The sequence below is a fragment of the Amycolatopsis sp. DSM 110486 genome, from assembly GCF_019468465.1.
Lineage (GTDB): Bacteria > Actinomycetota > Actinomycetes > Mycobacteriales > Pseudonocardiaceae > Amycolatopsis.
The window spans coordinates 4,793,902-4,818,653 of record NZ_CP080519.1; the positions used below are offsets into that span (position 1 = coordinate 4,793,902).

A 24,752-nucleotide genomic window follows, 5' to 3' on the forward strand; every position below is an offset into this window, starting at 1 on the left:
GCGACGCTACCCCCTCAGCCAGTCGAAAAAGCCGCGGGGCTCGATCGACGGCGGGGTCTCGCCGGGTTTGCCGGAGTTGCCGCTTCCCGGGGTCGGGGGCGCGCTCGTGGTGGTCGACGGCGTGCTCGGCGGGGTGGTGGTGACCGGGTCCGTCGGCTTCGCCGGAGGGGTGCTCGACGGCGTCGGCTTCCGGTGCGGCGGCTTCTTCGACGAGCTGGACGATTCGGAGGTCTCCGGGGTCGTCGTCGAGGAAGTAGACGGCGTCGGCGGGACTCCGGTCGTCGGGTACGGCACGTCGCAGATCTCGAGCCAGCAGCCGAACGACACCTTGGCCTGCTGCGCCGCCTTGCCGAGTGTCGCGTTCACGGTCACGGCCGCGTTGTGCGCCGGGCGGCCCTTGAGCCGCACCCACAGGTTCACGTGCTGGCCGGGTGCGAGCGCACCGCGCGTGGTGCACGTGGCGCCCGTGTCCGTGGAGTGGCACGGGAAGCCGCTGAGGCTCCACGACTGGTACAGCGCGTGGTCGAACGTGACCGTGACCGGCTTCGTGGTGTCACCGGTGTTGCGGACGCGGACGTAGACGAGCGGGTTGCGCGTCCACGGGAACGCCGAGAGCCCGTCGGTGTCGGCCTGCAGCGCGAGCAGGTCGGGCGGGGACTTCACGGTGACCTTCACGCTCACGGCGACCTTGATCGTCGCGCCCGCCGTGACCGAACCCGTGACGGTGCCGCCCTGCGCGGAGTCGTCGGCCTGCAGACGGAACGTGAGCACGGCCGTCTGGCCGGGCTGCAGGCCGGAGCCCGTTTTGCACGTCACGGTGCCGGTGCCGCCGGGGCAGTCGACGCTCAGCTGGGTCGTCGCCGGCGTTTCGGCCTGGCGCGAGAAGCCGCTCACGGCACCGCCACCGCCACCCGCTGGCACGGCGGACACCCCGGGCGGCAGGTTCAACGCGACCTGCACGGGGTCGGACGGGCTGCCACCGTCGTTGCGGACTGTGATCGGCAGGTTCACCGGTCCGGCGCCGGGCTGGAGTTCGAGATCACCGGAAGGAGTGGTTGCCGACATCTTCGCCGCCGCGGGTGTCGCCGGGGGCGGCGGTGCCGCGGGCGGCGCGGCAGGCGGCTGGACGGGCGGGGGCGCGGGGACCGCGGGCGGCGGCGCCTGCGGCGGTGCGGGCGGGGCCGGGGGCGCGGGAGGCGCGGGCTTGGCCGGCGGCACCGCGGGCGCGGCGGCAGGCGGCGGGACTTGCGCGGCCACGGGGATCTCCTGCGGCGAGCCGGCCGCGGCCAGCGCGACCGCCACCGTCGCCACGATGGCGGCGCCCGAAGCCGCGACGCCCGCGAACTGGCGGGGCGCGGAAGCGGCGGCTGCGGCACCGGCCTTGGCACCACCCGCCGCGGCGGCGCCGGCACCCACGGCGGCACCCGCCGTGGCCGCGCTCGCCTTGGCGGCGCCGATCGTCGCGAGGTAACCCAGCGCGGCGCCGCCCAGCACGATCGGAGCGATGATCGCGCGCAGGCCGCCGTTCACGTCGGCCAGTTCGGCCGCCAGTCCGCGGCAGTCCTCGCACTCGTCGAGGTGGTTCTCCACTTGGGAGCGTTCGCGTTTGGACAGCCCGTCGCGCGTCCACGCGCCGAGCCGCTCGGCCGTGGCGTGGCAGCGTTCGGCGGCGGTTTCCTGCAGGTGGACTTGCAGGTACGCCTGGCGCAGACCCTCGCGGGCGCGGTAGGCGAGCGCGGACACGCCGTTCGCGGTCAGGCCCAGCAGCGGCGCGACCTCGGCCGGGCTCTGCTGCTCGATCTCGGTGTGCCAGAGCACGGCCTGCCAGCGTTCCGGCAGCCGCGCGAACGCTTTCGCTGCCAGCGTGCGCTCGAGCCCGGCCACGGCGGTGTCGGAAAACGGCACGGTGAGCGCCTCGCCGATGGCCCCGCCGACGTCGCTCATGTCCTCGTTGAGGTCGACGCGGCGGTCGCGGCGGGTCTTGTCGTACGCGGTGTGGCGCAGGGCGGTGAGGAGGTAGGCGCGGAACGCGGTGTCCGGACCTTTGCCGCCGCGCAGCGTCTCGAGGACCTTCGAGAAGGCTTCGGACACCAGGTCGTCGGCCTCGGAGCTCGAACGCGCGAGCTGGCGGGCGAGGTTGTGGGCGGCGCGGCTGTGGCGTTCGTAAAGGGGCCCGTAGCTGGCGATGTTCCCTGAGCGGACCTCGGCGATCAGCTCGGTGTCGCTCTTACCGGACAGATCGGCGGGAACGGTGGACACGAGGCTCCTTCATCTGGCGCACGCGGCCTGGCCAGCCACGATCTACCTCTGTAACGCGAGCACAAGTGTGACGGACGCGGCGATACGCGTCACCTCGTGGTCGGTGTGTTGACTCCGTCGGCGCAACAAGTTCACCCGGGTCTGGGGTGTGTCGCTGCGCCCGTCCTGCGAAAAAGACCCCGGAACGCCGTCACGCGGACGGCGGTGTCACGTCCCCTGAGTGGAGCAGGACAAGATCGACATCGACCGGGAAGGAGCGGTGGCCAGTGGATGTACCGGCGACCGGGGCACTGTCCGGTCCCGCCGGCGAGCAGGAGTCCCGCGCCCGGTTCGACCGGGATCGGAACCTGCGCGCGCTGCGGGCCAGATGGCGCACCGCCAGTCTCGCCGCGGGGTGGCGCTTCCCGAGCGACTGGGCACTGCCCGAAGTGGACGCCGTGTGCGCCGCCGTGGTCCGCCACGGCGCGACGGGCGCGGAGACGGCGCTGGCCGGCCTCGGTCGAGCCCGGGCCGCCGCGGGCGCGAACCTCGCGGAGACGCTGTCCGACCTGGCCGCGCTGCACGCGGTGCTCGCCGACCCGGACGCGGTCGACGGCTTTGTCTCACCGGACGTCGACGCGACACCGGCGCGGTTACTGCGCGTGACCGCGCTGGCGTGGGCGGACGTGGCGACGGATCAGCTCGTGCACACCGAGGTGACCGATCCGTTGACCGGGTTGCCTTCTGCCGCGTACCTGCGGACGCGGCTGGCGGAGGTCTACCGGGCGAGTGCGGCCGACGAGCACGTGCTGCTGGTGGTGGCGATGGACCTGACCGCGGTGTCCGGCTGGCCCCGGCTGACGGGGATGATCTTGGTGGCCGACGCGATGCGCGCGGTCTTCGACACCGGCGAGAGCCACGCGACGTTGGGGCCGTCGGTGGTCGCGGTGCTGTGCCGCCGGGACGGCCGGCTGGCTTCGCGGGGAGTGGCTTTGCGCCGGGCCCTGAACGACCGGCTGTCGGTCGACGCGCAGCTTCGGGAGGTCAACCGGCCGCGCGTCTCGGCGGTCCGCCTGCCTGCTTCGCACGACCGTGCGTGCGACTTGCTGGCGGACCTCGCCCGGGGCTGACGCTCGGCCCCGGCCCGACCCATCGGGCCTGCTCCGGCGCGTTCATGATTTCCTGGTGTGGTGACCAGGACCGTACCCTCCGCCGTCGACGGCGAAGTTCCGGCGAGCGCTGCCCAGCCTCGTCTGGCCCTGCGCAAGTCACTCGCCAGACTGTCGATGCGGCCGCGGTCGATCCTGATCTTGTCGGTGATCCCGCTGGTCGCGATCGGTGTCGGGATCTGGGGCTGGACGCACGAGTGGGGGCTGGGGGTCGACAGCGCGGTCTACCGCGGCGGCGCGCTCACGCTGCTGCACGGAGACTCGCTCTACGACACCAACACCCTGTCCACCGAACCGTGGTGGGCGCTGCTGCCGTTCACGTACCCGCCGACGGCCGCGTTGTTCTTCGTGCCGCTGGCGCTCGTGCCGACGCAGGTGGCGTGGGGGTTCCTGACGGCCGTCTCGCTGGGCGCGCTCGCGCTGTCCGTGCGGATCTCGATCGGCGCGCTGCCGAGGCCGGAGGAGGACGGGCCGCGGTGGTGGGCCTCGCCCGCGCGGTCGACGATCGTGTTCTTCGTGGTCTTCCTCGGCCTGGAACCGGTGTGGCGCACGATCTTCCTGGGTCAGATCAACCTGATCCTGATGGCCATGATCCTGCTGGACATGCTCGTGCTCGGCGCGCGCGGCAGCCGGTGGGGCGGCGTGCTGGTGGGCGTCGCGGCGGCGATCAAGCTCACGCCGCTGGTGTTCCTTGGCCATTTGTTCATCACCGGCCGCCGCAAGGACGCATTGCGCGGGCTGGCGACGTTCGTGGTGCTGCAGGGCCTGATGTTCCTGATCAACTCCCACGACGCGTGGCGCTACTGGACCGCGACGCTGCCCGACACCGGCCGCATCGGGCCCGTGCACTGGGCTGGCAACCAGTCGCTCAACGCGCTGATGAACCGCGCCACCGACCTCGCGCCGTGGGCGTCGAAGGCGGCGATGGGCATCGGGCTGCTGCTGGCGATCCCGGCGCTGTGGCTGCTGATCCGCTTCCACCGCAAGGGCCAGGCGCTGGCCGCACTGCTCGTCACGGCGTTCTGGACGCTGCTGATGTCGCCGATCTCGTGGTCGCACCACTGGGTGTGGGTGGCGCCGCTGATCGTGCTGCTCGTGTCGCGCCTGCCGAAGACGACGCCCGCCACGGCGTGGAAACGCTGGCTGGGCACGGGGCTGGTGGCGTTCGTGTTCGTCAGCTGCGTGCTGCTGATCCTGCCGAACGGCCGCAACGTCGAGCTGCACTGGAAGGTGTGGCAGAACGTCCTCGGTGACGCGTACATCCTGATGCCGGTGGTGCTGGGGGTTGCCTTGATCCTGCGGTGGGGGCTGCAGCGGCGGGCGCGTAATCGCGGTTCGGGCCCAGGCCCGGATTCGGGGCCGGATTCCGGTTCTGGATCGGGTTCGGGCTCAGGGGAGGCCGCGGACCGTGCCGACGCCACGCCGGCTCACTGACCCGCGCCTGCTGGCGCTGCCGTTCCTCGCACTCGTCCTCGGAGCCGCCGTCTGGCTCACCCACCGGCACCTCGGCGCCGACAGCGCCGTCTACCGCGGCGGCGCGCTGACCCTGCTCAAAGGCGAGCCGCTCTACACCACCGGCGATCTCACGACCCTGCCCGACTGGGTCCGGCTGCCGTTCACCTACACCCCCGCCGCGGCCGCGCTGTTCCTCCCGCTCGCCCTCGTGCCGGCCGGGCTGGTGTGGGGCGTGGTGACGGTGTTGTCGGTGGTGTCACTGACCGTGGTGATCGCGGTCGTCGCGCGCCCCTCGCGCTGGTGGCTCCTCGGCGGCACCGCGTTGGCCCTGGCGCTGGAACCGGTGTGGAAAACGCTGTTCCTGGGCCAGATCAACCTGATCCTGATGGCGTTCGTGGTCGTCGACGTCCTGGTGCTTTCGCTGCGCGGCTCACGCCGGGCGGGCATGCTGGTCGGCGTCGCCGCGGCCATCAAGCTGACGCCCCTGATCTTCGTGCCGCACCTGTTCTTCACCGGCCGCTGGAAAGACGGCCTGCGCGCACTGGCCACCTTCGTCGGCCTCGAGGCCGTCATGTTCGCCGTCATCCCGCACGACGCGTGGTTCTTCTGGACGAAGTCCGCCACCGACCCCAGCCGCGTCGGCTCGGTCACGTGGATCTTCAACCAGTCGCTCAACGGCCTCGTCAACCGCGCCTCCGCCCTCGCCCCGTGGTCGCTCACGGTGGCCGTCGCCGTCGGCGCGGTCCTCGCCGTGCCCGCCGTGTGGCTCGTGATCCGGCTGCACCGCAGGGGCGAACCGAAGGCCGCCCTGCTGGTGACGGCGTTTTACGGACTGCTGCTTTCGCCCGTTTCCTGGTCGCACCACTGGGTGTGGGCCGTGCCGTTGATCGCCCTGCTCGTCACCACGGGTCGCCGCTGGTGGGCCCTCGCGGCCACCGCCCTGTTCGCCTCGGAAGTCGTCATGCTCGTCCCGAACGGCGCCGACGTCGAGTTCACGTGGGGCCTGGGCTGGTCGATCCTCGGCAACGCCTACGTCGTCGCGGCGGCCTGCACGATCGTCGGCCTGGCGGTGCGCGAGCTCCGGCTGAGCTCTCCCGTGGCGAGGCTGGCGAAATAGCATCGCCGCTCCCCAGCGTCGAATCCGCGTCGTACAGTGGAACGACTGCCGGGAGGTGCATGGCGGTGGTGAACGGCGAGACGGCCGAGCGGGCCTTCGCCGGACAGGCGTGGCGGGAGGTGTACACACGGCTCACCGGAGGCCGTGCGTCGCTCACCGCGGAAGATCTCGTGCGCCTTTCGACGGCGGCATATCTGCTCGGGCACGACGACGAAAGTTTCGAATCACGGGAGCGCGCGTATCTCGAGTACGTGCGGGATGGTGGGCCGGCCGAGGCTGCCCGATGCGCGTTTTTCCTGGCCCTGCCACTGCTGCTGCGGGGTGAGCCGGCTCGTGCGAACGGCTGGCTGGCGCGGGCGCGGCGGCTGCTCGACGAGCACGGCCTGGACTGCGTCGAGCGGGGTTACCTCCTCGTCCCGGTCGGCCTGCAGCGCATCCAGGGCGGTGACACCCGGGGCGCGCACGACGCGTTCACCGCCGCTGTGCAGATCGCTTCCCGCTTCGGCGACACGGACCTGCTGGCGCTGGGCCGGCACGCGCAGGGCCGGGCCCTGATCAAGCTGCACCGCACCGCCGAAGGACTGGCCCTGCTCGACGAGGCGATGGTCTCGGTGACCTCGGGCGAGGTGTCGCCGATCCCCGCCGGAGTGGTCTACTGCAGCGCGATCGAAGGCTGCCACGAGGTTTTCGACGTCATCCGGGCGCAGGAGTGGACGGCGTCGCTGAGCGCGTGGTGCGCGGCGCAGCCGGACCTGGTGCTGTTCCGCGGCCAGTGCCTGGTGCACCGTTCGCAGGTGCTGCAGGCGCTCGGCGCGTGGCCGGAAGCCCTGGTGGAGGCCCGCCGCGCCGGTGAGCGGCTCTCCGGCCTGCGCCGTCAGCCGGCGCTCGGCATGGCGCTGTACCAGGAGGCCGAGCTGCGGCGGCTGCGCGGCGAGCTCACCGCGGCCGACGACGGTTACCGGAAAGCCGGCGAGTACGGCCATCCCACCCAGCCCGGCTGCGCGTTGCTGCGCCTGGCCCAGGGCCGGACGGCAGCGGCTGTCTCGGCGATCGGCCACGCCGTGGCCGAGGCGGCGGACGACCACCTCGTGCGCGCCCGGATGCTCGCGGCGCAGGTGGAGATCGTGCTGGCCGCCGGAGAACCGGGTGCCGCCCGCGGCGCGGCCGACGAGCTGACGGCGATCGCCGCCGAGATCGGGATGCCGCTGCTGCGGGCGACGGCCGCGCACGCGCGGGGCTCGGTCCTGCTGGCGGAGGGCGATCCGTCGGCCGCGCTGGCCGAGCTGCGCACCGCGTGCGAGGGGTGGGCCGAGCTGGACGCGCCGTACGACGGAGCCCGCTCGCGCCTGCTCATCGGCCGGGCCCGGCAGCTGACGGGTGATGACGACGCGGCCGAGGTGGACTTCGCCACCGCGCGCGAGGTCCTGCACCGGCTCGGCGCCGGCACGAGCGTTCCGCCGATTCTGCCGACGCCGCCCACCTCGCTGACCGAGCGGGAACTGCAGGTGCTGGCGCTGGTGGCCGAGGGGCTGTCGAACCGGCAGATCGCGGCGCGGCTGGTGATCAGCGAACACACCGTGCGCCGGCATCTGCAGAACGTGTTCGCCAAGCTCGGCGTGCCCTCGCGCGCCGCCGCGGCCACCCACGCGGTGCAGCACCACCTCATCTGAGCAGTGGTACGGACGGACCATCCCGCCCCGGACCGAAGTGGTACGGCTGTTCGATGCCGGCCGCGCGGGCGGCTCCTAACGTGCTGGTCAGGAGGTGTCACTGATGAACGAGCACGAGCGCACCGAGACCGTGATCATCGGGGCGGGGCAAGCGGGCCTGTCAGCCGGCCACTACCTCGCGCGGCGGGGGCGCGACTTCGTGGTCCTCGACGGCAACGACCGGATCGGGGACAACTGGCGCTGCCACTGGGACACGCTGCGGTTGTTCACCCCGGCCCTGGCGGCAGGGCTGCCCGGCATGGCCTACCCGGGTCCGCCGATGCACTACCCGACCAAGGACGAGATGGCGGACTACCTCGAGACCTACGCTCGCCGGTTCTCGCTGCCCGTGAGGGGTGGGCAGCGCGTGGAGAGCGTGAGGCGAACCGAGGCCGGTTACGAGGTGACCACCGGGACCACGACGTTCACCTGCGACAACGTGGTGGTCGCGACAGGTACCTTCGGCCGTGCGCCGCGGGTCCCGGAGTTCGCCGGGGGGCTCGACCCCGGGATCCGGCAGCTGCACTCCAGCGAGTACCACAACCCGGCGCAGCTGAAGCCCGGGCCGGTGCTGGTCGTCGGCGCTTCGCACTCGGGCGGCGACATCGCGTACGAGGCCGCTCGGGCGGGTCATCCGACGGTGCTCAGCGGGCCGATCCGCGGTGAGTTCCCGTTCGACATCAACCGGCGCCCGGCCCGGGTCATCTTCCCGGTGCTGTTCTTCGCGGCCAAACACGTGATGACCCTGCGGACGCCGCTCGGCCGTGCAATGCGGTCCGAGATCCGGGCGCACGGCGGACCGTTGATCCGGGTGAAGCGCGCCGATCTGACCCGCGAGGGCGTCGAGCTCGTCGCCGACCGCACGACCGGCGTCCGCGGTGGTGCGCCCGTCCTCGGCGACGGCCGAGCGCTCGACGTCGCCAATATCGTGTGGTGCACCGGGTTCCGCCAGGACTTCTCCTGGATCGACCCACCCGTCACGGACGACTCCGGCTGGCCGCGTGAGGAGCGCGGCGTGGCGACCACGGCACCGGGCCTGTACTTCGTGGGGCTGTCGTTCCAGTGGGCGTTCTCGTCGATGCTCGTCGGTGGCGCCGGCCGCGATGCCGAGTACGTCGTGAAGCACTTGACCGCGCGCACCAAGGCGGCGGCCGGGGAGCGGAACGGACGCGCGCGGCTGGCCGCGGGTGCGGGTGGCGCGGCTCACTGAGCCGGTACCCGCAGCTCCGCCAGGTCTCGCCAAGTAACCTGAGCGGCGCTATGGACAAACGAACCGGTCTTCCCGTGGTGGGCATGGTGGGTGGCGGGCAGCTGGCCCGCATGACGCACCAGGCGGCGATCTCCCTAGGTCAGTCGTTGAGGGTCCTGTCGGCGAGTGCGGACGATTCGGCCGCGCTCGTGGCGTCCGATGTCGTCATCGGGCACCACACGGACCTCGAGGCGCTGCGGAAGTTCGCGCAGGGTGTCGATGTGCTCACGTTCGACCACGAGCACGTGCCGGGTGAGCACCTGCTGACGCTCGTGATGGAGGGCGTCGTGGTGCGGCCGGCGCCATCGGCGCTCGGGTTCGCGCAGAACAAGCTCGTGATGCGCGAGATGATGGCCGGCATGGAGGTGCCCGGCCCCGCGTTCGCCGAGGTGTCCACTGTGGACGACGTGATCAGCTTCGGCGCGGCGCACCGTTGGCCGGTGGTCCTCAAGGCCGCTCGCGGCGGCTACGACGGGCGCGGCGTCTGGATGCTCGACACGGCGCGGCACGCGCGCGAGGTGGTGCCGCGCCTGCTCGACGCGAGCACGGCGCTGCTGGTCGAGGAGAAGGTCGAGATGAAGCGCGAGCTGGCGGCGCTGGTCGCCCGCTCGCCGTTCGGCCAGGGAGCCGCGTACCCGGTGGTCGAGACGGTGCAGACCGGCGGCATCAACACCGAGGTCCTCGCCCCCGCGCCCGGCTTGTCCGAGGAGCGCGTGCACGAAGCGCAGGACCTCGCGTTGCGCATCGCGTCGATGCTGGACGTCACGGGGCTGCTGGCCGTCGAGCTGTTCGAGACGGAGAAGGGCCTGCTCGTGAACGAGCTGGCCATGCGCCCCCACAACTCCGGCCACTGGACGATGGACGGCGCTCGCACGTCGCAGTTCGAGCAGCACCTGCGCGGCGTGCTCGACTACCCGCTGGGCCGCACCGACCTCGTCGCGCCCGCGTGCGTGATGGCCAACGTGCTCGGTGCCGACGTCACGCCGCAGATGAGCCCGGACGAGCGCGTGCACCACCTGTTCGCGCGCTACCCCGACGTGAAGATCCACCTCTACGGCAAGCAGGACCGCCCCGGCCGCAAGCTCGGCCACGTCAACTTCGTCGGCGACGACATGGACGACCTGCGCAACCGCGCGCTGCTGTCGGCCCACTGGCTGTCCCACGCCGTCTGGCTCGACGGCTACGAGATCCACTGATCCACTGAAGGGAACACATATGGCGCCGCAGGTGGGCGTGATCATGGGCAGCGACTCCGACTGGCCCGTCATGGAGGCCGCCGGCCAGGCCCTGGCGGAGTTCGGCGTGGAGTACGAGGTCGGCGTCTACTCCGCCCACCGCACCCCGCAGCGCATGCTGGACTACGCCACGTCCGCCGCCTCCCGCGGCCTGCGCGCCATCATCGCCGGCGCCGGCGGTGCCGCCCACCTGCCCGGCATGGTCGCCTCCGCCACCGTGCTGCCCGTCATCGGCGTGCCGGTCCCGCTGAAGTACCTCGACGGCCTCGACTCGCTGCTCTCCATCGTCCAGATGCCCGCCGGCATCCCCGTCGCCACAGTCTCCGTCGGCGGCGCGCGCAACGCCGGCCTCCTCGCCGTGCGCATCCTGGCGGCTTCGGACCTGCAGCTGCAGTCGAAGCTGGCGGAATTCCAGTCGAGCCTGGAGGCGCTGGTGCTGGAGAAGGACGCGGCGCTGCGGGAGAAGGCCGGCCAGTAGGTCAGGGCAGCTGCTTCCGAAGCTCCCGCTTCAGCACCTTCCCCGCCGCCGACACCGGGATCTCGTCGACGAAGTACAGCTCCCGGATCCGCTTGTACGGCACCACCTTCTCGTTCACGGCGGCGATCAGCCCTTCGGCGTTCAGGTCCGCATCCGGCTGCCCCACGACGAACGCGACGGGCAGCTCGCCGACGTCGGCCTGCGGGCGGCCGACCACGGCGGCTGTCGCGACGCCCGGCAGTGCGATGAGCAGCTCCTCCAGCTCGCGCGGGAAGACGTTGTATCCCTTGTACAACAGCATGTCCTTCTTGCGGTCCACAATGGATAGATAGCCGTCCTCGTCGAGCACGCCGATGTCGCCCGTGTGCAGCCAGCCGTCAACGAGCGCCGCGGCCGTTTCGTCCGGCCGGTTGCGGTAGCCGCGCATCATCTGTGGCCCGCGCAGGCAGACTTCGCCCTCAACGCCGGCGGGCAGCGGGTCCTCGTCGAGGCCGACGATCTTCACCTCCGTGTCGAAGATCGGCCCGCCGACGGAGCCCACCTTGCGCACGCCTGAGCGGTTCGACGGCGAGATCACCGCGCCCATCGTCATCTCGGTGAGGCCGTAGCCCTCGGCGATCACGATGCCGGGGAAGCGCTCGTGGAGCGCGCGGATCATCTCGTGGTTCATCGGCGCCGCGCCGGAGCCGATGCTGCGCACGGACGACAGGTCGGCCGTGTGGAACGCGGGCGTCGCCAGCAGCGCGGCGAACAATGCGGGCGCGCCGCCGAGGGACGTGACGCGCAGGCGTTCGGCGTCGGAGACGTACGCGGCCGGGTCGAAGCGCGCGTGCAGCACGGTCTGGGAACCGCTGAGCAGCGCGGCGTTGAGGCCGGCGATTACGCCCATCGCGTGGAACCAGGGCGTCAGGTTGATCGCGACGCCGGTGCCGAGGCGTCCGACCCACTCGTCCGCGCTGCCGATCTGGTCGAGGATCACGTCACCGTGGGTATCCAGCGCCGGGATGGAGCCGCTGCTCCAGCACGCGCTCTGCAGCGTGTTCGCCACGATGTTGCGGTGCGTGAGCTCCACGCCCTTCGACCGGCCGGTCGTGCCGCCGGTGTAGGCGAGGTGGGCGAGGTCGTGGTGGACGTCGATGGCCACGTCGGGCCGGGTGGCCGGCGCTTCGGCGAAGAACTGCTTGAACTCGACGACGGCGTCGGACCAAGCCGGCGCACTCGGCGCGACCACGATCGTCAGCCGCGCCGGGATCCGGTCCGCGACGGCCGCGACGGTGCCCGCGACCGGCCCGAACGTGACCACCGCGGCGGCCTCGCAGTCGGTGAGCTGGAAGGCCAGGTCGTCGGGCGGGAGCAGCGGGTTCGTCGGGCTGAAGGTGGCGCCGGCGAGCAGGGTGCCGTAGTAGGCGACGGGATAGGCGAGGCAGTTGGGCAGGTGGATCGCGACCACGTCGCCGTGGCCGATGCCGCGGGCGAGCAGCGCGTTGGCGAACTTGCACGCGCCTGCGTACGTTTCGGTGAAGGTGAGGCTGTCGTCGCCCATCGCGAACGCGGTGCGATCACCGAAGCGGGCGGCGGCACCGGCGAGTATCGAACCCACCGGAACATCGGGGTAAGTGAGGGAAGCGGGCAATCCGGGCGGCGGCGTCGACGCGGTGATGGCCATCACCCGACCTTACGAAGAGTGCGGCCAAGGACACAAGAACGAGCGGAGCGCCCGGCGTGAACGAGCGCTAACATCGACAGAACTCTCCCCATTGCTGCAGAGAAGGTGACGGAAGTGGCCGAGGGCCTGTACCAGCTTGCCGAGGAGCACGAGGAGCTGCGGGCCGCGGTCCGGGCTCTCGCCGAGAAGGAGATCGCGCCGTACGCGGCCGAGGTCGACGAGAACGAGCGGTTCCCGACCGAGGCGCTGGAGGCGCTGACCAAGTCGGGCTTCAACGCCGTGCACATCGGCGAGGAGTACGACGGCCAGGGTGCCGACGCCGTGGGCGCCTGCATCGTGATCGAGGAGGTCGCGCGGGTCGACGCGTCGGCGTCGCTGATCCCGGCGGTGAACAAGCTCGGCACGCAGCCGATCATCCTGTCGGCCTCGGAAGAGCTGAAGAAGATCGTGCTGCCCTCGATTGCGCGGGGCGAGGCGATGGCGTCGTACGCGCTGTCGGAGCGCGAAGCCGGCTCGGACACCGCGTCGATGCGCGCACGGGCGAAGCTCGACGGTGATCACTGGGTGCTCAACGGCACCAAGGCGTGGATCACCAACGCGGGTGAATCTTCGTGGTACACGGTGATGGTCGTGACCGATCCGGACGCGGAGAAGAAGTCCAACGGCATTTCCGCGTTCGTCGTGCACAAGGACGACCCGGGCTTCTCCGTGGGGCCGAAGGAGCGCAAGCTCGGCATCAAGGGTTCGCCGACGCGCGAGATCTACTTCGAGAACTGCACGATCCCGGCCGAGCGCATCATCGGCGAGCCGGGCACGGGCCTCAAGACCGCGCTGAAGACGCTCGACCACACGCGCCCGACCATCGGCGCGCAGGCGCTGGGCATCGCCCAGGGTGCTCTGGACGCCGCGATCGCGTACGTCAAGGACCGCAAGCAGTTCGGCAAGGCGATCGGCGATTTCCAGGGCGTGCAGTTCATGATCGCCGACATGGGTACGAAGATCGAGGCCGCCCGCCACCTCGTCTACGCCTCCGCCGCCGCCTCCGAGCGCGGCGACAAGCGCGCGGGCTTCATGGCGTCGGCCGCGAAGGCCTACGCGTCCGACATCGCGATGTCCGTGACCACCGATGCCGTCCAGCTCTTCGGCGGCGCCGGCTACACCCGCGACTTCCCGGTCGAGCGCATGATGCGCGACGCGAAGATCACGCAGATCTACGAAGGCACGAACCAGATCCAGCGCATGGTGATGGCCCGGGCTCTGCTCAAGGGCTGAGGCTCTTGTTGTTCGGCCCGCGCACCTTTTCCGGGTGCGCGGGCTTTTTTTATTGCCGTCGCCACCCGGCGCGGATCTTGGCGGCGTCTTCGATGCGGTAGAGGACGTCGAGGCAGATCAGTTCTTTTTCCTCCAGTTGCAGCAGCCTTGACTCGGTTTCGGGATCGGTCGCGTCGGCGTTCTTCGCCAGGTTGATCCGCTGCTGTTTGAACGAATCCCGCTGCTCGCTCCAGGTGCCGGCCAGGCGGTGCAGGTCTCGCGCGGTGTAGCGCAGGATCTCTTGCAGGCTGGGGACTTCGCGTTCGACGAAGCGGCTTTGCAGCGTGCGGACTTTTTCCTCGGCGTCGTCGCGGTGGCGATTGGCTGTGTCGGCGGCGTCGGTTGCGGATTCCAGTTCTTCTGCCGCGTGGGACAGTTGTTCGAACAGGCTCGAGCGCGCGGGCAGGACCATGTTCGCGAGCGAAGTGTTGAGCACCTTCGCGATGGCGACGGCTTCGCTGAGGCGAATTGTCCGCCCGGTGGTGCCGTCGGCGTGTTTTTCGATGCGGGTGATGGCTGTGCTGTCGAGTTGGATTCCTACCCGTTCCAGCTTCTTCGCGAGGCCCGCTTGGGACACGCCCAGCTCTTCTCGTAGCGCGCGCATGTTCAGGGCGAAGGTGCGCTCGGCTTGGGCGCCGATGGCGTCGCCGGGAGCTTCGCGCGGTGGTTCCGGGTGATCCTGCACGAGGAGCAGTGTAGTGCTTGACGTGCAGCACCGTTTGAGGCACTCTGGGTGACGGGCGGTGCTGATGGAGCACCGTGCTGCACGAGGAGCACTGGGTGAGGAATGGTGATGACGAAGACCTGGTCGGTAGGGGATGGGCGGCTCGGCCGTATCGGCACGCGGAGTGGTGCCGGTACCAGGACGAGGAGCGGCAAGCGTGTGATGCAGGTGCGCCGGACGTGCGCGGGATGGTGTCCGACATCGCCGAGCCGCCGATCGTCTCCGCGACGGCCTGGCGGACCGAGACCACCGAGCGGCAGACGGTGCTGGTGCACGTCGAGAACCGGGACTGCTGGGCCGATGTCGAGGTCGACGGGGCCGGGGCGCGCGAGCTTGCCGCGCAGCTGGTTGCTGCGGCGGAGTTGATCGAGGTGCCGTTGCGGGAAGCGGCGTGACGAGGGAGCGTTCGGTGCGTCGGTCGCTGGGTCGGAAGGGAGTGGGATGTCGTTTGCGGAACAGGCGTTCGCTGCGTTTCGGCGAGGGGAGACCGACGCTGTCGAGCGGTTGAGTCGCGCGGAGCTCGGGCGGGCGAAGGCCGAGGGCGACGCTGCCGGCGAGGTTGATGCGCTGTGCATGTTGGCCAGGGTTGCCGTGCGGGGTGGGGACTTGTCCGGGTGCTGGGAGTTGGCCATGGAGGCGCTCGAGGTCGCGCGCCGGAGCGGTGACTCGGCGTTGGAGCGGGGGCCGGTGCATGTGCTGGCGGCCGTCGCGCGGATGAGGGGCGAGCTGGCGGAAGCGCGGGAGTTGTTCGCGCGGAGCATCGCGTTGCGGGAGGAGGTGGGGCTGGCTGATCTCGTGGTCTGGGAGCAGATGAACCTCGGGTACGTCGAGCTGGAGTCCGGCGCCGCCGGGCGGGCTCGGGAGTTGTTCGAGGGAGTTCGGCGGTACGCGAGGGAGCACGGCGTCGGTGACCTGGTGCCGTACGGCGAACTCGCGAGTGCCGTGCTGGCGGAGAGGGATGGAGACGCCGCGGGGGCCGTCCGGTTGCTGGCGGAAGTGGAGAGGGCGTTGCGGGAGCGGGGTCAGGTGCTCGATCCCGATGACGCCGAGGTGCGGGAGGCGTTGCGGGCGCGTCTTGTCACAGCACTGGGAGAGGAGGGGTTCAAGGACGAACACTCGAGCGAAAGCTAACCGTCCACTGTGGCCGGTGAGGTCCAGCTCGCCAGGAGGCGCAGGCGTTCCTCGGAAGGGGAGCCCGGCTCGACGGTCGTGATGCCGAGGGTTTGTTCGGGGTCGTCGACGGGGGTCATGGCTTCGTAGCCCAGCGTCAGCTCGCCGACGAGCGGGTGGTGGTAGTGCTTGACGCCGTGGGTGCGTTCGAAGACGTCGTGGTCGGCCCACCAGCGGCGGAAGTCCTGGTCGCCAAGGGAGAGTTCGCCGATGAGCTCCGCGAGCGCCGGGTCGTGGGGGTAGCGGCCCGCATACAGGTGGAGGGTGGCGACGACGCCGCGGGCGGCGCCTTCCCAGTCGGTGTAGAGGCCGCGGACGGTGTCGTCGAGAAAGATGAGCCGGGCCATGTTGCGGGAGCGAGGAGGGAGGGCGCCGAAGTCGGAGTAGAGGGCGTTGGCGAGGCGGTTGGCGGCGAGCACGTCCATGCGGCGGCCGAGCACGATGGCCGGCACGTGGTGGAGGCTGTCGAGCACGAGCTGCAGGCCCGGGCGGACGCGCTGGGGCGGCAGGGGCCGCGGCCGTGAGCGCGTGGGCTTGGCGAGGGTGAACAGGTGGGTGCGCTCGAGGTCGTTGAGCTGCAGGGCTCGGGAGATGGCGTCGAGGACGGACTTGGAGACGTTGAGGTTGCGGCCGCGTTCGAGGCGGACGTAGTAGTCCACGCTCACGCCCGCGAGTTGCGCGACCTCCTCGCGGCGGAGGCCGGGCACGCGCCGGGGGCCGGGGTGCGGGGTGAGGCCCGCGTCGGCGGGGGTGATCTTCGCTCGGCGCGAGCGCAGGAAGTCCCGGAGTTGCTCGCTCATGCGACCCAGCGTAAGGCCGATGTCCGCCTCGAGAGGGGGTCTGCTGGACCCCCGGTAGAGGGAGTCCTCTCACCTCGGGTGCGAAGGGTGGTTGCGTGGGAACCATGAAACGACGCATTCTCGGCGGCACCGGCATATCCGTGAGCGAGTACGCGCTCGGCACGATGATGTTCGGCGCCATGGGCAACACCGACCACGACGAGTCGGTCCGCATGATCCACGCGGCGATCGACGCCGGCATCAACTTCCTCGACACGGCCGACGTCTACTCGACCGGGGAGTCGGAGGAGATCGTCGGCAAGGCGCTCGCGGGTCGGCGCGAGGGCGTGGTGCTGGCGACCAAGTTCGGCCTCCCCATGGGTGAGGACCCGAACCAGCGCGGCGGCTCACCGCGCTGGGTCAAGCGGGCGCTGGAGAACAGCCTGCGCCGCCTCGGCACCGACTACGTGGACCTGTACCAACTGCACCGGCCCGACCCGGACACCGACATCGACGAGACGCTCGGCGCGCTGTCGGACCTCGTGCGGGAGGGCAAGGTGCGGGCGATCGGCAGCTCGTTCTTCTCGCCGGAGGAGACCGTGGAAGCGCAGTGGACGGCCGAACGCCGTGGCCACCAGCGCTTCCGCACCGAGCAGCCGCCGTACTCGATCCTCACGCGTGGCATCGAGCAGCGTGTGTTGCCGACCGCGCAGCGCTACGGCATGGGCGTGCTCACCTTCGGCCCGCTCAACTCCGGCTGGCTCTCCGGCCGCGCCGACCCGACGGCCGGGCACCGCAACGCCGGCCGCGGCGCGCAGATGTTCGACCTCTCGCGGCCGGGCGTCCAGGCGAAGGCCGACGCCGTCGCGGAGCTGACCAAGCTCGCCGCCGACACGGGGATCTCCGTGCCGCACCTGGCGATCGCGTTCGTGCGCGCCCATCCGGCCGTCACGTCGGTGCTGATCGGCCCGCGCCGGCCCGAGCACCTCACCGACTTGCTGGCCGGCGCAGACGTGGAGCTGAGCGACGACGTGCTCGACCGCATCGACGAGATCGTGCCGCCGGGGGTCGACGTGCACTCGGGCGACTTCTACATCAACCCCACGCCGGCGATCCTCGACAAGCGCCTGCGCCGGCGCTGATCACCGAGCCGCGGAAGGTCACTTCGCGGTGGCGAGCAGCAGCCCGATGACCTGTACGGCGTCGTCGAGCCGCGGCTCGCCCCCGAGGAGCTGGGAGTACATGAACGAGTCGCCGATGCGGATCACGGCCTGCGCGACGGCCGCCGTCGGCGCGTCGAAGCGCAGGCCGTTGCGGTCGAGCAGCTCGGTGAACAGGCGGGCCGCCCGGGACTCGACCTCGCCGGGTGACATGATCACCTTCGCGAACAGCACGGGGTCGCGCCGGGCGAGGTCATTCAGCGGCGCGAGCGTGACGACGGTGCGCATGAACCGCTCGACTACCACCAGCGTCCGCGCGAGGCCCGGGGGACCGGTCACGCCGGCCTCGATCGCGAGGTAGGTGCGTTCGGTGCTGTCGGCTAGCACGCGCCCGAGCAGCTGCTCGTGGTTGCCGACGCGGCGGTACAGCGTCGCGCGGCTCAAGCCGAGCTCGGCCGCGAGTGCCGACATGTCGATCGTCCGGCCGCGCAGGTACGCCTCGGTCGCCGCGCGGACGACGTCGTCGGTGGAGGGAGGGCCGGCCATCCGCGCAGTATGGCCGACTCCGCTTGCCAAAACACCCTGAACGTGAGACAAAACGTCTGTCTGTCTCAATGCGGAGGTGCGGTGTGGCCACGGTGACCGTGAACGGTGGGCAACAGGTCCACTACGTCGACCACGGTGGCGACGGCCCGGCCGTCGTGCTGCTGCACAGCTTCCTGATGGACGTCGACATGTGGCTCCCGCAGGTCGAGGCGTTGCGCGGCGACCACCGGCTGATCGCGATCGACGAGCGCGGCCACGGCGAGACCCCGGCCGACGGGCCGTTCGACTACTGGGACGTCGCCCGCGACGCGCTCGCGGTGCTCGACCACCTCGGCTTCGACCGCGCCGCCGTGATCGGCACCAGCCAGGGCGGGTTCGTCGGCCTGCGCATGGCTTTGCTCCAGCCCGAGCGTGTGACCGCGCTGGCCGTGCTCGGCACGTCGGCCGCCGCCGAGCCCGACGAGGTCGCCGCCGTCTACCGGCAGCTCGGCGACGTGTGGGCGCAGAACGGCCCCGACGGCGTGATCGACGGCGTCGCCGCCATCTGCTTCGGCGACAGCTTCGACGCCGCGGCGTGGAAGGCCAAGTGGCGCGAGCACTACCAGGGCGAGCAAGCCGGCCTGCTGATCGGCGTCCTCGCCGGCCGCGACAGCCTCCTCGACCGCCTCGGCGAGATCCAGACCCCGGTGCTGGTCCTGCACGGCACAGCCGATCGCGCCTACCCCGTCGAGAAGGCGGAAGAGCTCGTCAACGGCCTGCCGAACGCGAAGCCGCTGGTCACGATCGCGGACGGCGCGCACTTCCTCAGCCTCACCCACGCCGCCGACGTCAACCCGCACCTCAAGGGTTTCCTCGCCGCGCACGCCGCCGTGGACTGACCCGCGCGGCACCGGCGAAACCGCGGCACCGGCGGGCATTCGGGTGAGGATTTCCCTGCCTGTTGCCCGATCCGGGCGCATGTGAGACATGTGCCATGCTGATCCCCAAGGCGGAGGTGTCGGATGGCGACGGTGACTGTCAACGGTGGGCAGCAGGTGCATTTCGTCGACTACGGCGGTGATGGCCCCGCTGTCCTGCTGCTGCACAGCTTCCTGATGGACATCGACATGTGGGAGCCACAGGTCCAGTCCTTCGGCGCGGAATACCGGCTCATCGCGATCGACGAACGCGGCCACGGCGGCACTCCGGCCGACGCGGACTTCGACTACTGGGACGTCGCCCGCGACGCCTTCGGCGTGCTGGACCACCTCGGCATCGAGCGGGCCGCCGTGATCGGCACGAGCCAGGGCGGGTTCATCGCCCTGCGCATGGCTTTGCTCCAGCCCGAGCGCGTGACCGCGATGGCCGTGCTCGGCACGTCCGCCGAGAAGGAAGCCGAAGGCACCGCCACGGTCTACCGGCACCTGATCGCCGCCTGGCTCGAAGCCGGGCCGGAGCCACTGGTCGATGGCGTTGCCGTCTTCTGCCTCGGCGACTACGAAGCGTCCGCGTGGAAAACGAAGTGGCTCGAGGTCCCGGGGGAGAAGTTCCAGCGGATCATGGAGACGCTCGTCAGCCGCGACAGCGTGCTCGAACGCGCGGGCGAGATCCAGCTGCCGGTGCTCGTGCTGCACGGCAGCGGCGACAACGAGTACCCGATGGCCCGCGCCGAGTCGCTCGTGGCCGCGCTGCCCAACGCCGAACCGCTGGTCACGATCGTGAGCGGCGCGCACTTCCTCAGCCTCACCCACGCGTCGGACGTGTACCCGCACCTGAAGAAATTCCTCGAAGCCCACGCTGCGGGCAAGTAACCCACTCGGAGGAGTTTCCGTTCCTCTCGCAACGCGTTAACTGATCAGGTGACTGGGGTCACCATCGGTTCACAGAGAGGTGGAGCGGATGGGTGTGCGCGCGTTCGGGCGTCGGGTAGTGGTTCTCGTGGCGGCAGTGGGAGCAGTCGCCCTGAGTACCGGCACCGCGGACGCGGCGGTGAAGGAGCCGACCGGTCCGGTCCAGCCGAACATCATCTCGGCCGCGCTGTACTCCGTGGTGCAGCCGACGATCGCCCCGCCCGGCGCCAACGACTGGAACTGCAAGCCGTCGGCCGAACACCCCAATCCGGTGCTGGTGTCCAACGGCACCACGGCCAACGCATACGAGAACTGGGCCAACCTCTCGAAGGTGCTCGCCGACCACGGTTACTGCGTGTTCGCCGGAAACTTCGGCGGCTCGCCGGGCAGCTTCTTGCAGACCGTCGGCCCGGTCGCGGGCACGGCCGCGCAGCTCGCGGCGTTCGGGGACAAGGTCCTCGCGGCCACCGGGGCCGCGAAGCTGGACGTCGTCGGGCACTCCCAGGGCGGCATGAACCCGCGTTACTGGATCAAGTACCTCGGCGGCGCCTCGAAGATCGGCAAGCTCATCGGCCTGTCGCCGTCGAACTACGGCACGAGCTTGTTCGGCCTGCTCAGCACGCTGCAGGCCATCCCGCCGGTGCGCGATCTCGTGGGCCTCGCGTGCGCGTCGTGCAACGAGCAGTCCACCGGTTCGGCGTTCCTGACCGACCTCAACGCCGGCGGCGACACGGTGCCCGGCATCGACTACACCGTGATTCAGACCAAGTACGACGACGTGGTCACGCCCTACACCAACGCGTTCCTCAAGCCGGCTTCGAACGTCAAGAACATCGTGCTGCAGGACGTCTGCTCGGCCGACTTCACCGACCACCTGGGCATTCCGTACGACCCGATCGCCGAGCGCGAGGTGCTCAACGCGCTCGACCCGGCGCACGCGCAGACCCCGAGGTGCGTGTTCGTGCCCCCGGTGATCAGCTGAGCGACTGGTACATCACGTGCAGCCCCACGTACCCGCGCACCGGGTGGTGGAAAGCCCCGGGCACCGTGCCGATCACGGTGAAGCCGAGTGATTCCCACAGGGCGACCGCGCGGGTGTTGGTTTCGACCACGGCGTTGAACTGCACCCCACGGTAGCCCTCGGCGCGCGCCCACTCCAGCATGTGTGTGCCGAGCGCGCGGCCGACGCCTCGACCGGCGGAAGCGGGCGCGACCATAAAGCTCGCGGTCGCGATGTGCGAGCCTGGTCCTTCGCGGTTCGGCCCCATCTTCGCCGAGCCGAGAATGGCGTCGGAATCGTTCCCAGCGACAACGGTGCGGCCGGGCGGGGACATCAGCCAGAGGTCGCGCGCGGCCTGTTCGCCCAGGTCGCGGGGCAGGGCGTAGGTCTCGCCGGCGGCGGCGATGTCGTGCAGGAACGGCCAGATGGCGGGCCAGTCTCGGCTCGTCGCGTCGCGGATCAGCACGTAACGAGGATTCCAGAATTAGGTACAAACGCGAACTCTTTTCGTCCCGTTGTGCCATTCCGGTTGTGCAGGCCTGCGGCCGAGTGTCACAGTCGTCGACATGTTCTGGCCGGTCCCTGACACCTGGAAGCCGAGCGACGACGCCGAGCTGGTCGCCGGCTGGCGCCTGTGGCTCGAGCTGAGCGACCGCGCCTGGCCCACGGCCGCGTGGGACGGCACTCCCGCCGACGCGGTCAACCAGCTGCGCGAACTGCTCGGCGCGTGCGACGACATCGAGACCGTGTACCGCGAGACTTCCGCCGACCCGTCGGAGGAGTTCGTGCACGTCATCCAGTCGCTGGCGCTGTGCGCGAGCGCCGTGATCGGGCTGTGGTGGGACGATTTCGCGCCACTGGACTCCGACCGCGCGCCCAAGCTCCACGAAGATCTGCAGCGCTTCGCCGCGCACGCCGAGCAGGTGCTGACACTCCTGGCCACCCACGGCGGCTGGGCCGCGCTCGACTCGGTGCGCCGCCGCCCGGCCTGAGTCCATTCGGGACAGTCCAATTGCGCTGAATGGCCCAATCGGCCCCGGTTTTCGTGTCAGGCGGGTGAAACCCGGGCACTCCGGCCACGGAGGTGCCCGGATGAACGCAGTCAGAACGAGAATCCCGATCGGCAACACCCGCCGCAGCACGACCGCGCAAGCACTCGGCCGCGCCGGCATAGCCTGTTACGGGGTGGTGCACCTGATCGTCGCCTACCTCGCGCTGCGCATCGCGTTCGGCGGTGGGAGCGGCGCACCTGCGGACCAGAACGGTGCGCTGCAGGAGATCGGCTCGAACTCCTTCGGCCTCGTGGTGCTGTGGGTGCTCGCGATCGGGCTGCTCGCGTTCGGGTCGTGGCAGGTGCTCATGGCCGCGACCGGCTACGAGTGGGTGTCCGGCGGCGAACGGGTGCGCAAACGCCTCGGCGCGGCCGGGCGCGCGATCGTGGTGTTCGCGCTGGGCTACAGCGCGATCCGGATCGCCGTGGGCGCCGGTTCGGCCGCGGGCAACCAGCGTCAGCAGGAGGCCACGGCGAAACTCCTCTCGTTGCCGGCCGGACCGGCGATCGTCGTGGTGGCGGCTTGTTGCGTGGCCGCGGTGGCCGTCGCGGCCGGCGTGAAGGGCGTGCGGAGGTCGTTTATGGAGGATCTCGACACCTTCGAACTGCCGCGGGCCACCCGGCGCTGGGTGGCCCGCCTCGGCACCGGCGGTTACCTGGCGAAAGGCGTGGTTTTCGCCGTGATCGCCGTCCTGCTGGGGTACGCCGGTCTGCGGTCGGACGCGCGGGCGGCCGGTGGCCTCGACGCGGCGCTGCGGACGTTGGCAGGCCAGCCGTTCGGCACGGTGCTGCTCACGATCGTCGCATTAGGACTCGCGGCGTTCGGCGCGTACTGTTTCGGGGCCTCGTGGGCGCACCGGCGGTGAAGCTCAGCGCGGCCGGTATTCGGCGAACTCACTGAAGAACACCCCCTCGCCCTGCGTCAGCGTGGGCAACGCCTGCTCGAACTCGTGCAGGGACGCGGCCGGGATCGTGCCGGTGACGGTGCAGCCGGTGGCCGTGACCGTGGGCTCGTCGGGCACCGCGCGCAGCTCCACGAGCTTGCGGAGCACGCCGCTCACCGCGTTCGCCGGGGCCTCGACTTCGAAGCTGTGCACGGGTTCGTGCACGCGGGTGACGGCTGCGCGCAGGGCTTCGGCAAGCACGAGCGCGGTCATGCCCCGGAAGTCGCCGGCCGTGGTGAGCGGCGGGAAGAACGCGGCGTCGGTCAAGGTCACCACGCAGTCGATCACCGGGCGCGGGCGGTGGCGCAGCTGCTCGTGCACGGTCTCCTCGATGGCCTTGTGGAATGCCAGCGGCAGTGAGCCGAGGTGCACTCCCCGCCGGTATGCGACGCCAGAGGCGGGCGGGCCGGGTTCCACGCGCAGGCCGACGGTGGCCCAGAAGTACACGCGTTCATCAGGCGCGCGGTGGCCCACGGCGTGGCCCGCACGGCAGAGGCGTTCGACGAGCAGGATGCGGGACTCCTCGAACTCCGCGGCCAGGCCGAAGTCCTCGGCCAGCGTCGAGCGGATCACCTCTTTCTGGACTTCGCCGTAGAGCCGCACGGAGACTTCGTGTTCGTGGCGGCGGACGCTGATCAACGGGTCCTGTTCGGACAGTCGTTCCAGCGCCGAGTACAGGGCCACGGCGTCGTCCGGGTCGACGGGCCGCACCACCGTCTCCAGGCTGGGCGGGGCGAAAAATCCGGGCTCGGCCAGGGTTCCGGCGAGACCCAGGTGGTCGCCGATCCGCACGTCCTTGAGGCCCCACACGCGGGCGACGTCGCCGGTGCACGCCGTGCCGTCGACCGGGATGGCGCCGTGTTCGTAGACCCGCACGGCGGACGCGCGGCCGGTCAGCTCGGTGACCGTGCCGTCGGTTTCGCGGCGGTGGAAGGGAAATGGCGTGCGCGGGCTCAGTGAACCCGACCGCACCCGGACGTACGCGATCTTCTCCCCGGCGCGCCCGCGTTCGATCTTGAACACGGTGGCGGCCAGCTCGCCGGCCTCGGTGCGTTCCCTTGCAGGGAAGAGCTCCCGCACGCGCGAGACGAGCGCGGCCACGCCCGAGCCGGTGATCGCCGAGCCGAACACCACCGGGTGCACGGCTCCGCGCGCGACCTGGCGGACCAGGGCCGCGTGATAGTCCGGATCACGTCCCTCCACGTAGGACGCCAAGAACTCGTCGTCGTCCGCCAGCGCCTCGGCCAGCTCGTCGCCGGGTGGCAGCGGCACGGGTTTCGCCTGCGGTGTCCCGAGTCCGGTCACGGTGTCGAGCGCGACGCAACGCGGGGAAAGCCGCGTGCGCAGGGCGTCGAGCAGGGCGGTTTCCTGCGCGCCCACGCGGTCGATCTTGTTCACGAACACGAGCACGGGGATGCCGAGGCGCGTGAGGGTCCGCATGAGCACGCGGGTCTGCGCCTGCACCCCGTCGGCTGCGGACACCACGAGCACGGCGCCGTCGAGCACACCGAGCGCGCGTTCGACCTCCGCGATGAAGTCGGAGTGGCCGGGGGTGTCCACGAGCGTGAGCCGGTGCTCGCCCGTGGTCACGGCGACCACAGCCGATTTGATGGTGATTCCGCGGCGGCGTTCGAGCTCCAGGGAGTCGGTCTGGGTGTCGCCGGAGTCGACGCTGCCGAGGTGGCCGATCACGCCGGTCTCGAAGAGCAGGCGCTCGGTCAGGCTGGTTTTACCGGCGTCGACGTGCGCGAGGATGCCAAGGGTGAGGGTTTTCATGAACGGGTGAGGTCCTCATCGATGCGATGGACAGGCCGAACTGGGGTCGGTCGGACTGTCGGCGCATCGGGGTCTCCTCACCGTCTCGAACAGGGCGGTCGGCACGATACCGCTCGGTGACGGACGCGTACAGCGAGTATTTTCCG

23 protein-coding genes are annotated in these 24,752 nt (G+C 70.7%); 16 read left to right on the forward strand and 7 right to left on the reverse strand.

All coding sequences use genetic code 11. The annotated features are described in order from the left end of the window. Positions 1 to 6: 6 nt before the first annotated feature. Complete coding sequence (locus K1T34_RS23420; RefSeq protein ID WP_220246339.1) at positions 7 to 2,259, reverse strand: sigma-70 family RNA polymerase sigma factor; 2,253 nt, start codon at positions 2,257 to 2,259, stop codon at positions 7 to 9. A gap of 266 nt (positions 2,260 to 2,525) precedes the next feature. Here K1T34_RS23420 and K1T34_RS23425 point away from each other — a divergent pair, with 266 nt between their 5' ends. The 7 genes from K1T34_RS23425 to purE all read left to right on the forward strand — a co-directional run bounded on the left by K1T34_RS23425 (position 2,526) and on the right by purE (position 10,650). Then, positions 2,526 to 3,368 (forward strand): GGDEF domain-containing protein, encoded by an 843-nt coding sequence (locus K1T34_RS23425; RefSeq protein ID WP_220246340.1) that lies wholly within the window; start codon positions 2,526 to 2,528, stop codon positions 3,366 to 3,368. A 60-nt stretch (positions 3,369 to 3,428) separates the two neighbouring features. Continuing rightward, positions 3,429 to 4,841 carry a glycosyltransferase 87 family protein gene (locus tag K1T34_RS23430; protein ID WP_220246341.1) on the forward strand — a complete coding sequence of 471 codons (1,413 nt, stop codon included), beginning with the start codon at positions 3,429 to 3,431 and terminating at the stop codon, positions 4,839 to 4,841. Continuing rightward, entirely contained in the window at positions 4,816 to 5,979 is a 1,164-nt protein-coding gene (locus K1T34_RS23435) for a glycosyltransferase 87 family protein (protein WP_220246342.1), read from the forward strand. Before K1T34_RS23430 ends, K1T34_RS23435 begins: the two co-directional genes overlap by 26 nt. Positions 5,980 to 6,038: 59 nt before the next feature. Next, entirely contained in the window at positions 6,039 to 7,649 is a 1,611-nt protein-coding gene (locus K1T34_RS53455) for a LuxR C-terminal-related transcriptional regulator (protein ID WP_255638664.1), read from the forward strand. A 103-nt stretch (positions 7,650 to 7,752) separates the two neighbouring features. After that, positions 7,753 to 8,898 carry an NAD(P)/FAD-dependent oxidoreductase gene (locus K1T34_RS23445; RefSeq protein ID WP_220246343.1) on the forward strand — a complete coding sequence of 382 codons (1,146 nt, stop codon included), beginning with the start codon at positions 7,753 to 7,755 and terminating at the stop codon, positions 8,896 to 8,898. A 50-nt stretch (positions 8,899 to 8,948) separates the two neighbouring features. Further along, positions 8,949 to 10,133 (forward strand): 5-(carboxyamino)imidazole ribonucleotide synthase, encoded by a 1,185-nt coding sequence (locus tag K1T34_RS23450; protein ID WP_220246344.1) that lies wholly within the window; start codon positions 8,949 to 8,951, stop codon positions 10,131 to 10,133. Positions 10,134 to 10,152: 19 nt separating this feature from the next. Beyond that, positions 10,153 to 10,650 carry a 5-(carboxyamino)imidazole ribonucleotide mutase gene (gene purE, locus K1T34_RS23455; RefSeq protein ID WP_220246345.1) on the forward strand — a complete coding sequence of 166 codons (498 nt, stop codon included), beginning with the start codon at positions 10,153 to 10,155 and terminating at the stop codon, positions 10,648 to 10,650. Position 10,651: 1 nt separating this feature from the next. On the opposite strand, the gene K1T34_RS23460 is transcribed toward purE, so the two are convergent. Continuing rightward, positions 10,652 to 12,316: a class I adenylate-forming enzyme family protein gene (locus K1T34_RS23460; RefSeq protein WP_220246346.1), complete on the reverse strand. Its 1,665-nt coding sequence runs from the start codon at positions 12,314 to 12,316 to the stop codon at positions 10,652 to 10,654. A gap of 114 nt (positions 12,317 to 12,430) precedes the next feature. Between K1T34_RS23460 and K1T34_RS23465 the strand changes: the two genes are divergently transcribed. Next, positions 12,431 to 13,588 (forward strand): acyl-CoA dehydrogenase family protein, encoded by a 1,158-nt coding sequence (locus tag K1T34_RS23465; RefSeq protein ID WP_370643774.1) that lies wholly within the window; start codon positions 12,431 to 12,433, stop codon positions 13,586 to 13,588. A 49-nt stretch (positions 13,589 to 13,637) separates the two neighbouring features. On the opposite strand, the gene K1T34_RS23470 is transcribed toward K1T34_RS23465, so the two are convergent. Continuing rightward, complete coding sequence (locus K1T34_RS23470) at positions 13,638 to 14,312, reverse strand: helix-turn-helix domain-containing protein (RefSeq protein WP_220246348.1); 675 nt, start codon at positions 14,310 to 14,312, stop codon at positions 13,638 to 13,640. Between the two features lie 74 nt (positions 14,313 to 14,386). Here K1T34_RS23470 and K1T34_RS23475 point away from each other — a divergent pair, with 74 nt between their 5' ends. Next, positions 14,387 to 14,746: a hypothetical protein gene (locus K1T34_RS23475; RefSeq protein WP_220246349.1), complete on the forward strand. Its 360-nt coding sequence runs from the start codon at positions 14,387 to 14,389 to the stop codon at positions 14,744 to 14,746. A 46-nt stretch (positions 14,747 to 14,792) separates the two neighbouring features. Beyond that, positions 14,793 to 15,482 carry a hypothetical protein gene (locus K1T34_RS23480; RefSeq protein WP_220246350.1) on the forward strand — a complete coding sequence of 230 codons (690 nt, stop codon included), beginning with the start codon at positions 14,793 to 14,795 and terminating at the stop codon, positions 15,480 to 15,482. Here the strand turns inward: K1T34_RS23480 and K1T34_RS23485 are convergent. Further along, a complete protein-coding gene (locus K1T34_RS23485; protein WP_220246351.1) occupies positions 15,479 to 16,321 on the reverse strand; it encodes a helix-turn-helix domain-containing protein in 843 nt (280 codons plus the stop codon). The genes K1T34_RS23480 and K1T34_RS23485 overlap by 4 nt on opposite strands. Positions 16,322 to 16,425: 104 nt before the next feature. Between K1T34_RS23485 and K1T34_RS23490 the strand changes: the two genes are divergently transcribed. Next, complete coding sequence (locus K1T34_RS23490; RefSeq protein WP_220246352.1) at positions 16,426 to 17,442, forward strand: aldo/keto reductase; 1,017 nt, start codon at positions 16,426 to 16,428, stop codon at positions 17,440 to 17,442. Between the two features lie 18 nt (positions 17,443 to 17,460). Here K1T34_RS23490 and K1T34_RS23495 read toward each other — a convergent pair whose 3' ends face one another. Next, the gene (locus tag K1T34_RS23495; RefSeq protein ID WP_220246353.1) at positions 17,461 to 18,006 is read right to left on the reverse strand and encodes a QsdR family transcriptional regulator; all 546 of its coding nucleotides are present in this window, start codon (positions 18,004 to 18,006) and stop codon (positions 17,461 to 17,463) included. 83 nt (positions 18,007 to 18,089) lie between these two features. On the opposite strand from K1T34_RS23495, the gene K1T34_RS23500 reads away from it, so the two are divergent. The 3 genes from K1T34_RS23500 (at position 18,090) to K1T34_RS23510 (ending at position 20,817) form a co-directional block, all read left to right on the forward strand. Further along, positions 18,090 to 18,884 carry an alpha/beta fold hydrolase gene (locus K1T34_RS23500; protein ID WP_220246354.1) on the forward strand — a complete coding sequence of 265 codons (795 nt, stop codon included), beginning with the start codon at positions 18,090 to 18,092 and terminating at the stop codon, positions 18,882 to 18,884. Positions 18,885 to 19,007: 123 nt separating this feature from the next. After that, positions 19,008 to 19,796, forward strand: coding sequence for an alpha/beta fold hydrolase (locus K1T34_RS23505; protein ID WP_220246355.1), 789 nt, complete (start codon positions 19,008 to 19,010; stop codon positions 19,794 to 19,796). A gap of 136 nt (positions 19,797 to 19,932) precedes the next feature. Then, the gene (locus tag K1T34_RS23510) at positions 19,933 to 20,817 is read left to right on the forward strand and encodes a triacylglycerol lipase (protein WP_255638665.1); all 885 of its coding nucleotides are present in this window, start codon (positions 19,933 to 19,935) and stop codon (positions 20,815 to 20,817) included. Here K1T34_RS23510 and K1T34_RS23515 read toward each other — a convergent pair. Then, positions 20,810 to 21,301, reverse strand: a complete 492-nt coding sequence (locus K1T34_RS23515) for a GNAT family N-acetyltransferase (RefSeq protein WP_220246357.1) — start codon at positions 21,299 to 21,301, stop codon at positions 20,810 to 20,812. The two genes, K1T34_RS23510 and K1T34_RS23515, sit on opposite strands and share 8 nt — an antisense overlap. Before the next feature lie 100 nt (positions 21,302 to 21,401). On the opposite strand from K1T34_RS23515, the gene K1T34_RS23520 reads away from it, so the two are divergent. Continuing rightward, positions 21,402 to 21,827, forward strand: a complete 426-nt coding sequence (locus K1T34_RS23520) for a hypothetical protein (RefSeq protein ID WP_220246358.1) — start codon at positions 21,402 to 21,404, stop codon at positions 21,825 to 21,827. A 100-nt stretch (positions 21,828 to 21,927) separates the two neighbouring features. Next, a complete protein-coding gene (locus K1T34_RS23525; RefSeq protein WP_220246359.1) occupies positions 21,928 to 22,752 on the forward strand; it encodes a DUF1206 domain-containing protein in 825 nt (274 codons plus the stop codon). 3 nt (positions 22,753 to 22,755) lie between these two features. On the opposite strand, the gene K1T34_RS23530 is transcribed toward K1T34_RS23525, so the two are convergent. Continuing rightward, positions 22,756 to 24,606 (reverse strand): translation factor GTPase family protein, encoded by a 1,851-nt coding sequence (locus K1T34_RS23530; RefSeq protein ID WP_220246360.1) that lies wholly within the window; start codon positions 24,604 to 24,606, stop codon positions 22,756 to 22,758. Positions 24,607 to 24,752 lie beyond the last annotated feature (146 nt).

What these genes read in the sequence shown, in the direction of transcription:
- purE (WP_220246345.1), top strand. Translation starts at nt 10,153, where the DNA reads ATGGCGCCGCAGGTGGGCGTGATCATGGGCAGCGACTCCGACTGGCCC.
- K1T34_RS23525 (WP_220246359.1), top strand. Translation starts at nt 21,928, where the DNA reads ATGAACGCAGTCAGAACGAGAATCCCGATCGGCAACACCCGCCGCAGC.
- K1T34_RS23505 (WP_220246355.1), top strand. Translation starts at nt 19,008, where the DNA reads ATGGCGACGGTGACTGTCAACGGTGGGCAGCAGGTGCATTTCGTCGAC.
- K1T34_RS23485 (WP_220246351.1), bottom strand. Translation starts at nt 16,321, where the DNA reads ATGAGCGAGCAACTCCGGGACTTCCTGCGCTCGCGCCGAGCGAAGATC.
- K1T34_RS53455 (WP_255638664.1), top strand. Translation starts at nt 6,039, where the DNA reads ATGGCGGTGGTGAACGGCGAGACGGCCGAGCGGGCCTTCGCCGGACAG.
- K1T34_RS23445 (WP_220246343.1), top strand. Translation starts at nt 7,753, where the DNA reads ATGAACGAGCACGAGCGCACCGAGACCGTGATCATCGGGGCGGGGCAA.
- K1T34_RS23495 (WP_220246353.1), bottom strand. Translation starts at nt 18,006, where the DNA reads ATGGCCGGCCCTCCCTCCACCGACGACGTCGTCCGCGCGGCGACCGAG.
- K1T34_RS23450 (WP_220246344.1), top strand. Translation starts at nt 8,949, where the DNA reads ATGGACAAACGAACCGGTCTTCCCGTGGTGGGCATGGTGGGTGGCGGG.
- K1T34_RS23530 (WP_220246360.1), bottom strand. Translation starts at nt 24,606, where the DNA reads ATGAAAACCCTCACCCTTGGCATCCTCGCGCACGTCGACGCCGGTAAA.
- K1T34_RS23480 (WP_220246350.1), top strand. Translation starts at nt 14,793, where the DNA reads ATGTCGTTTGCGGAACAGGCGTTCGCTGCGTTTCGGCGAGGGGAGACC.
- K1T34_RS23490 (WP_220246352.1), top strand. Translation starts at nt 16,426, where the DNA reads ATGAAACGACGCATTCTCGGCGGCACCGGCATATCCGTGAGCGAGTAC.
- K1T34_RS23460 (WP_220246346.1), bottom strand. Translation starts at nt 12,316, where the DNA reads ATGGCCATCACCGCGTCGACGCCGCCGCCCGGATTGCCCGCTTCCCTC.
- K1T34_RS23520 (WP_220246358.1), top strand. Translation starts at nt 21,402, where the DNA reads ATGTTCTGGCCGGTCCCTGACACCTGGAAGCCGAGCGACGACGCCGAG.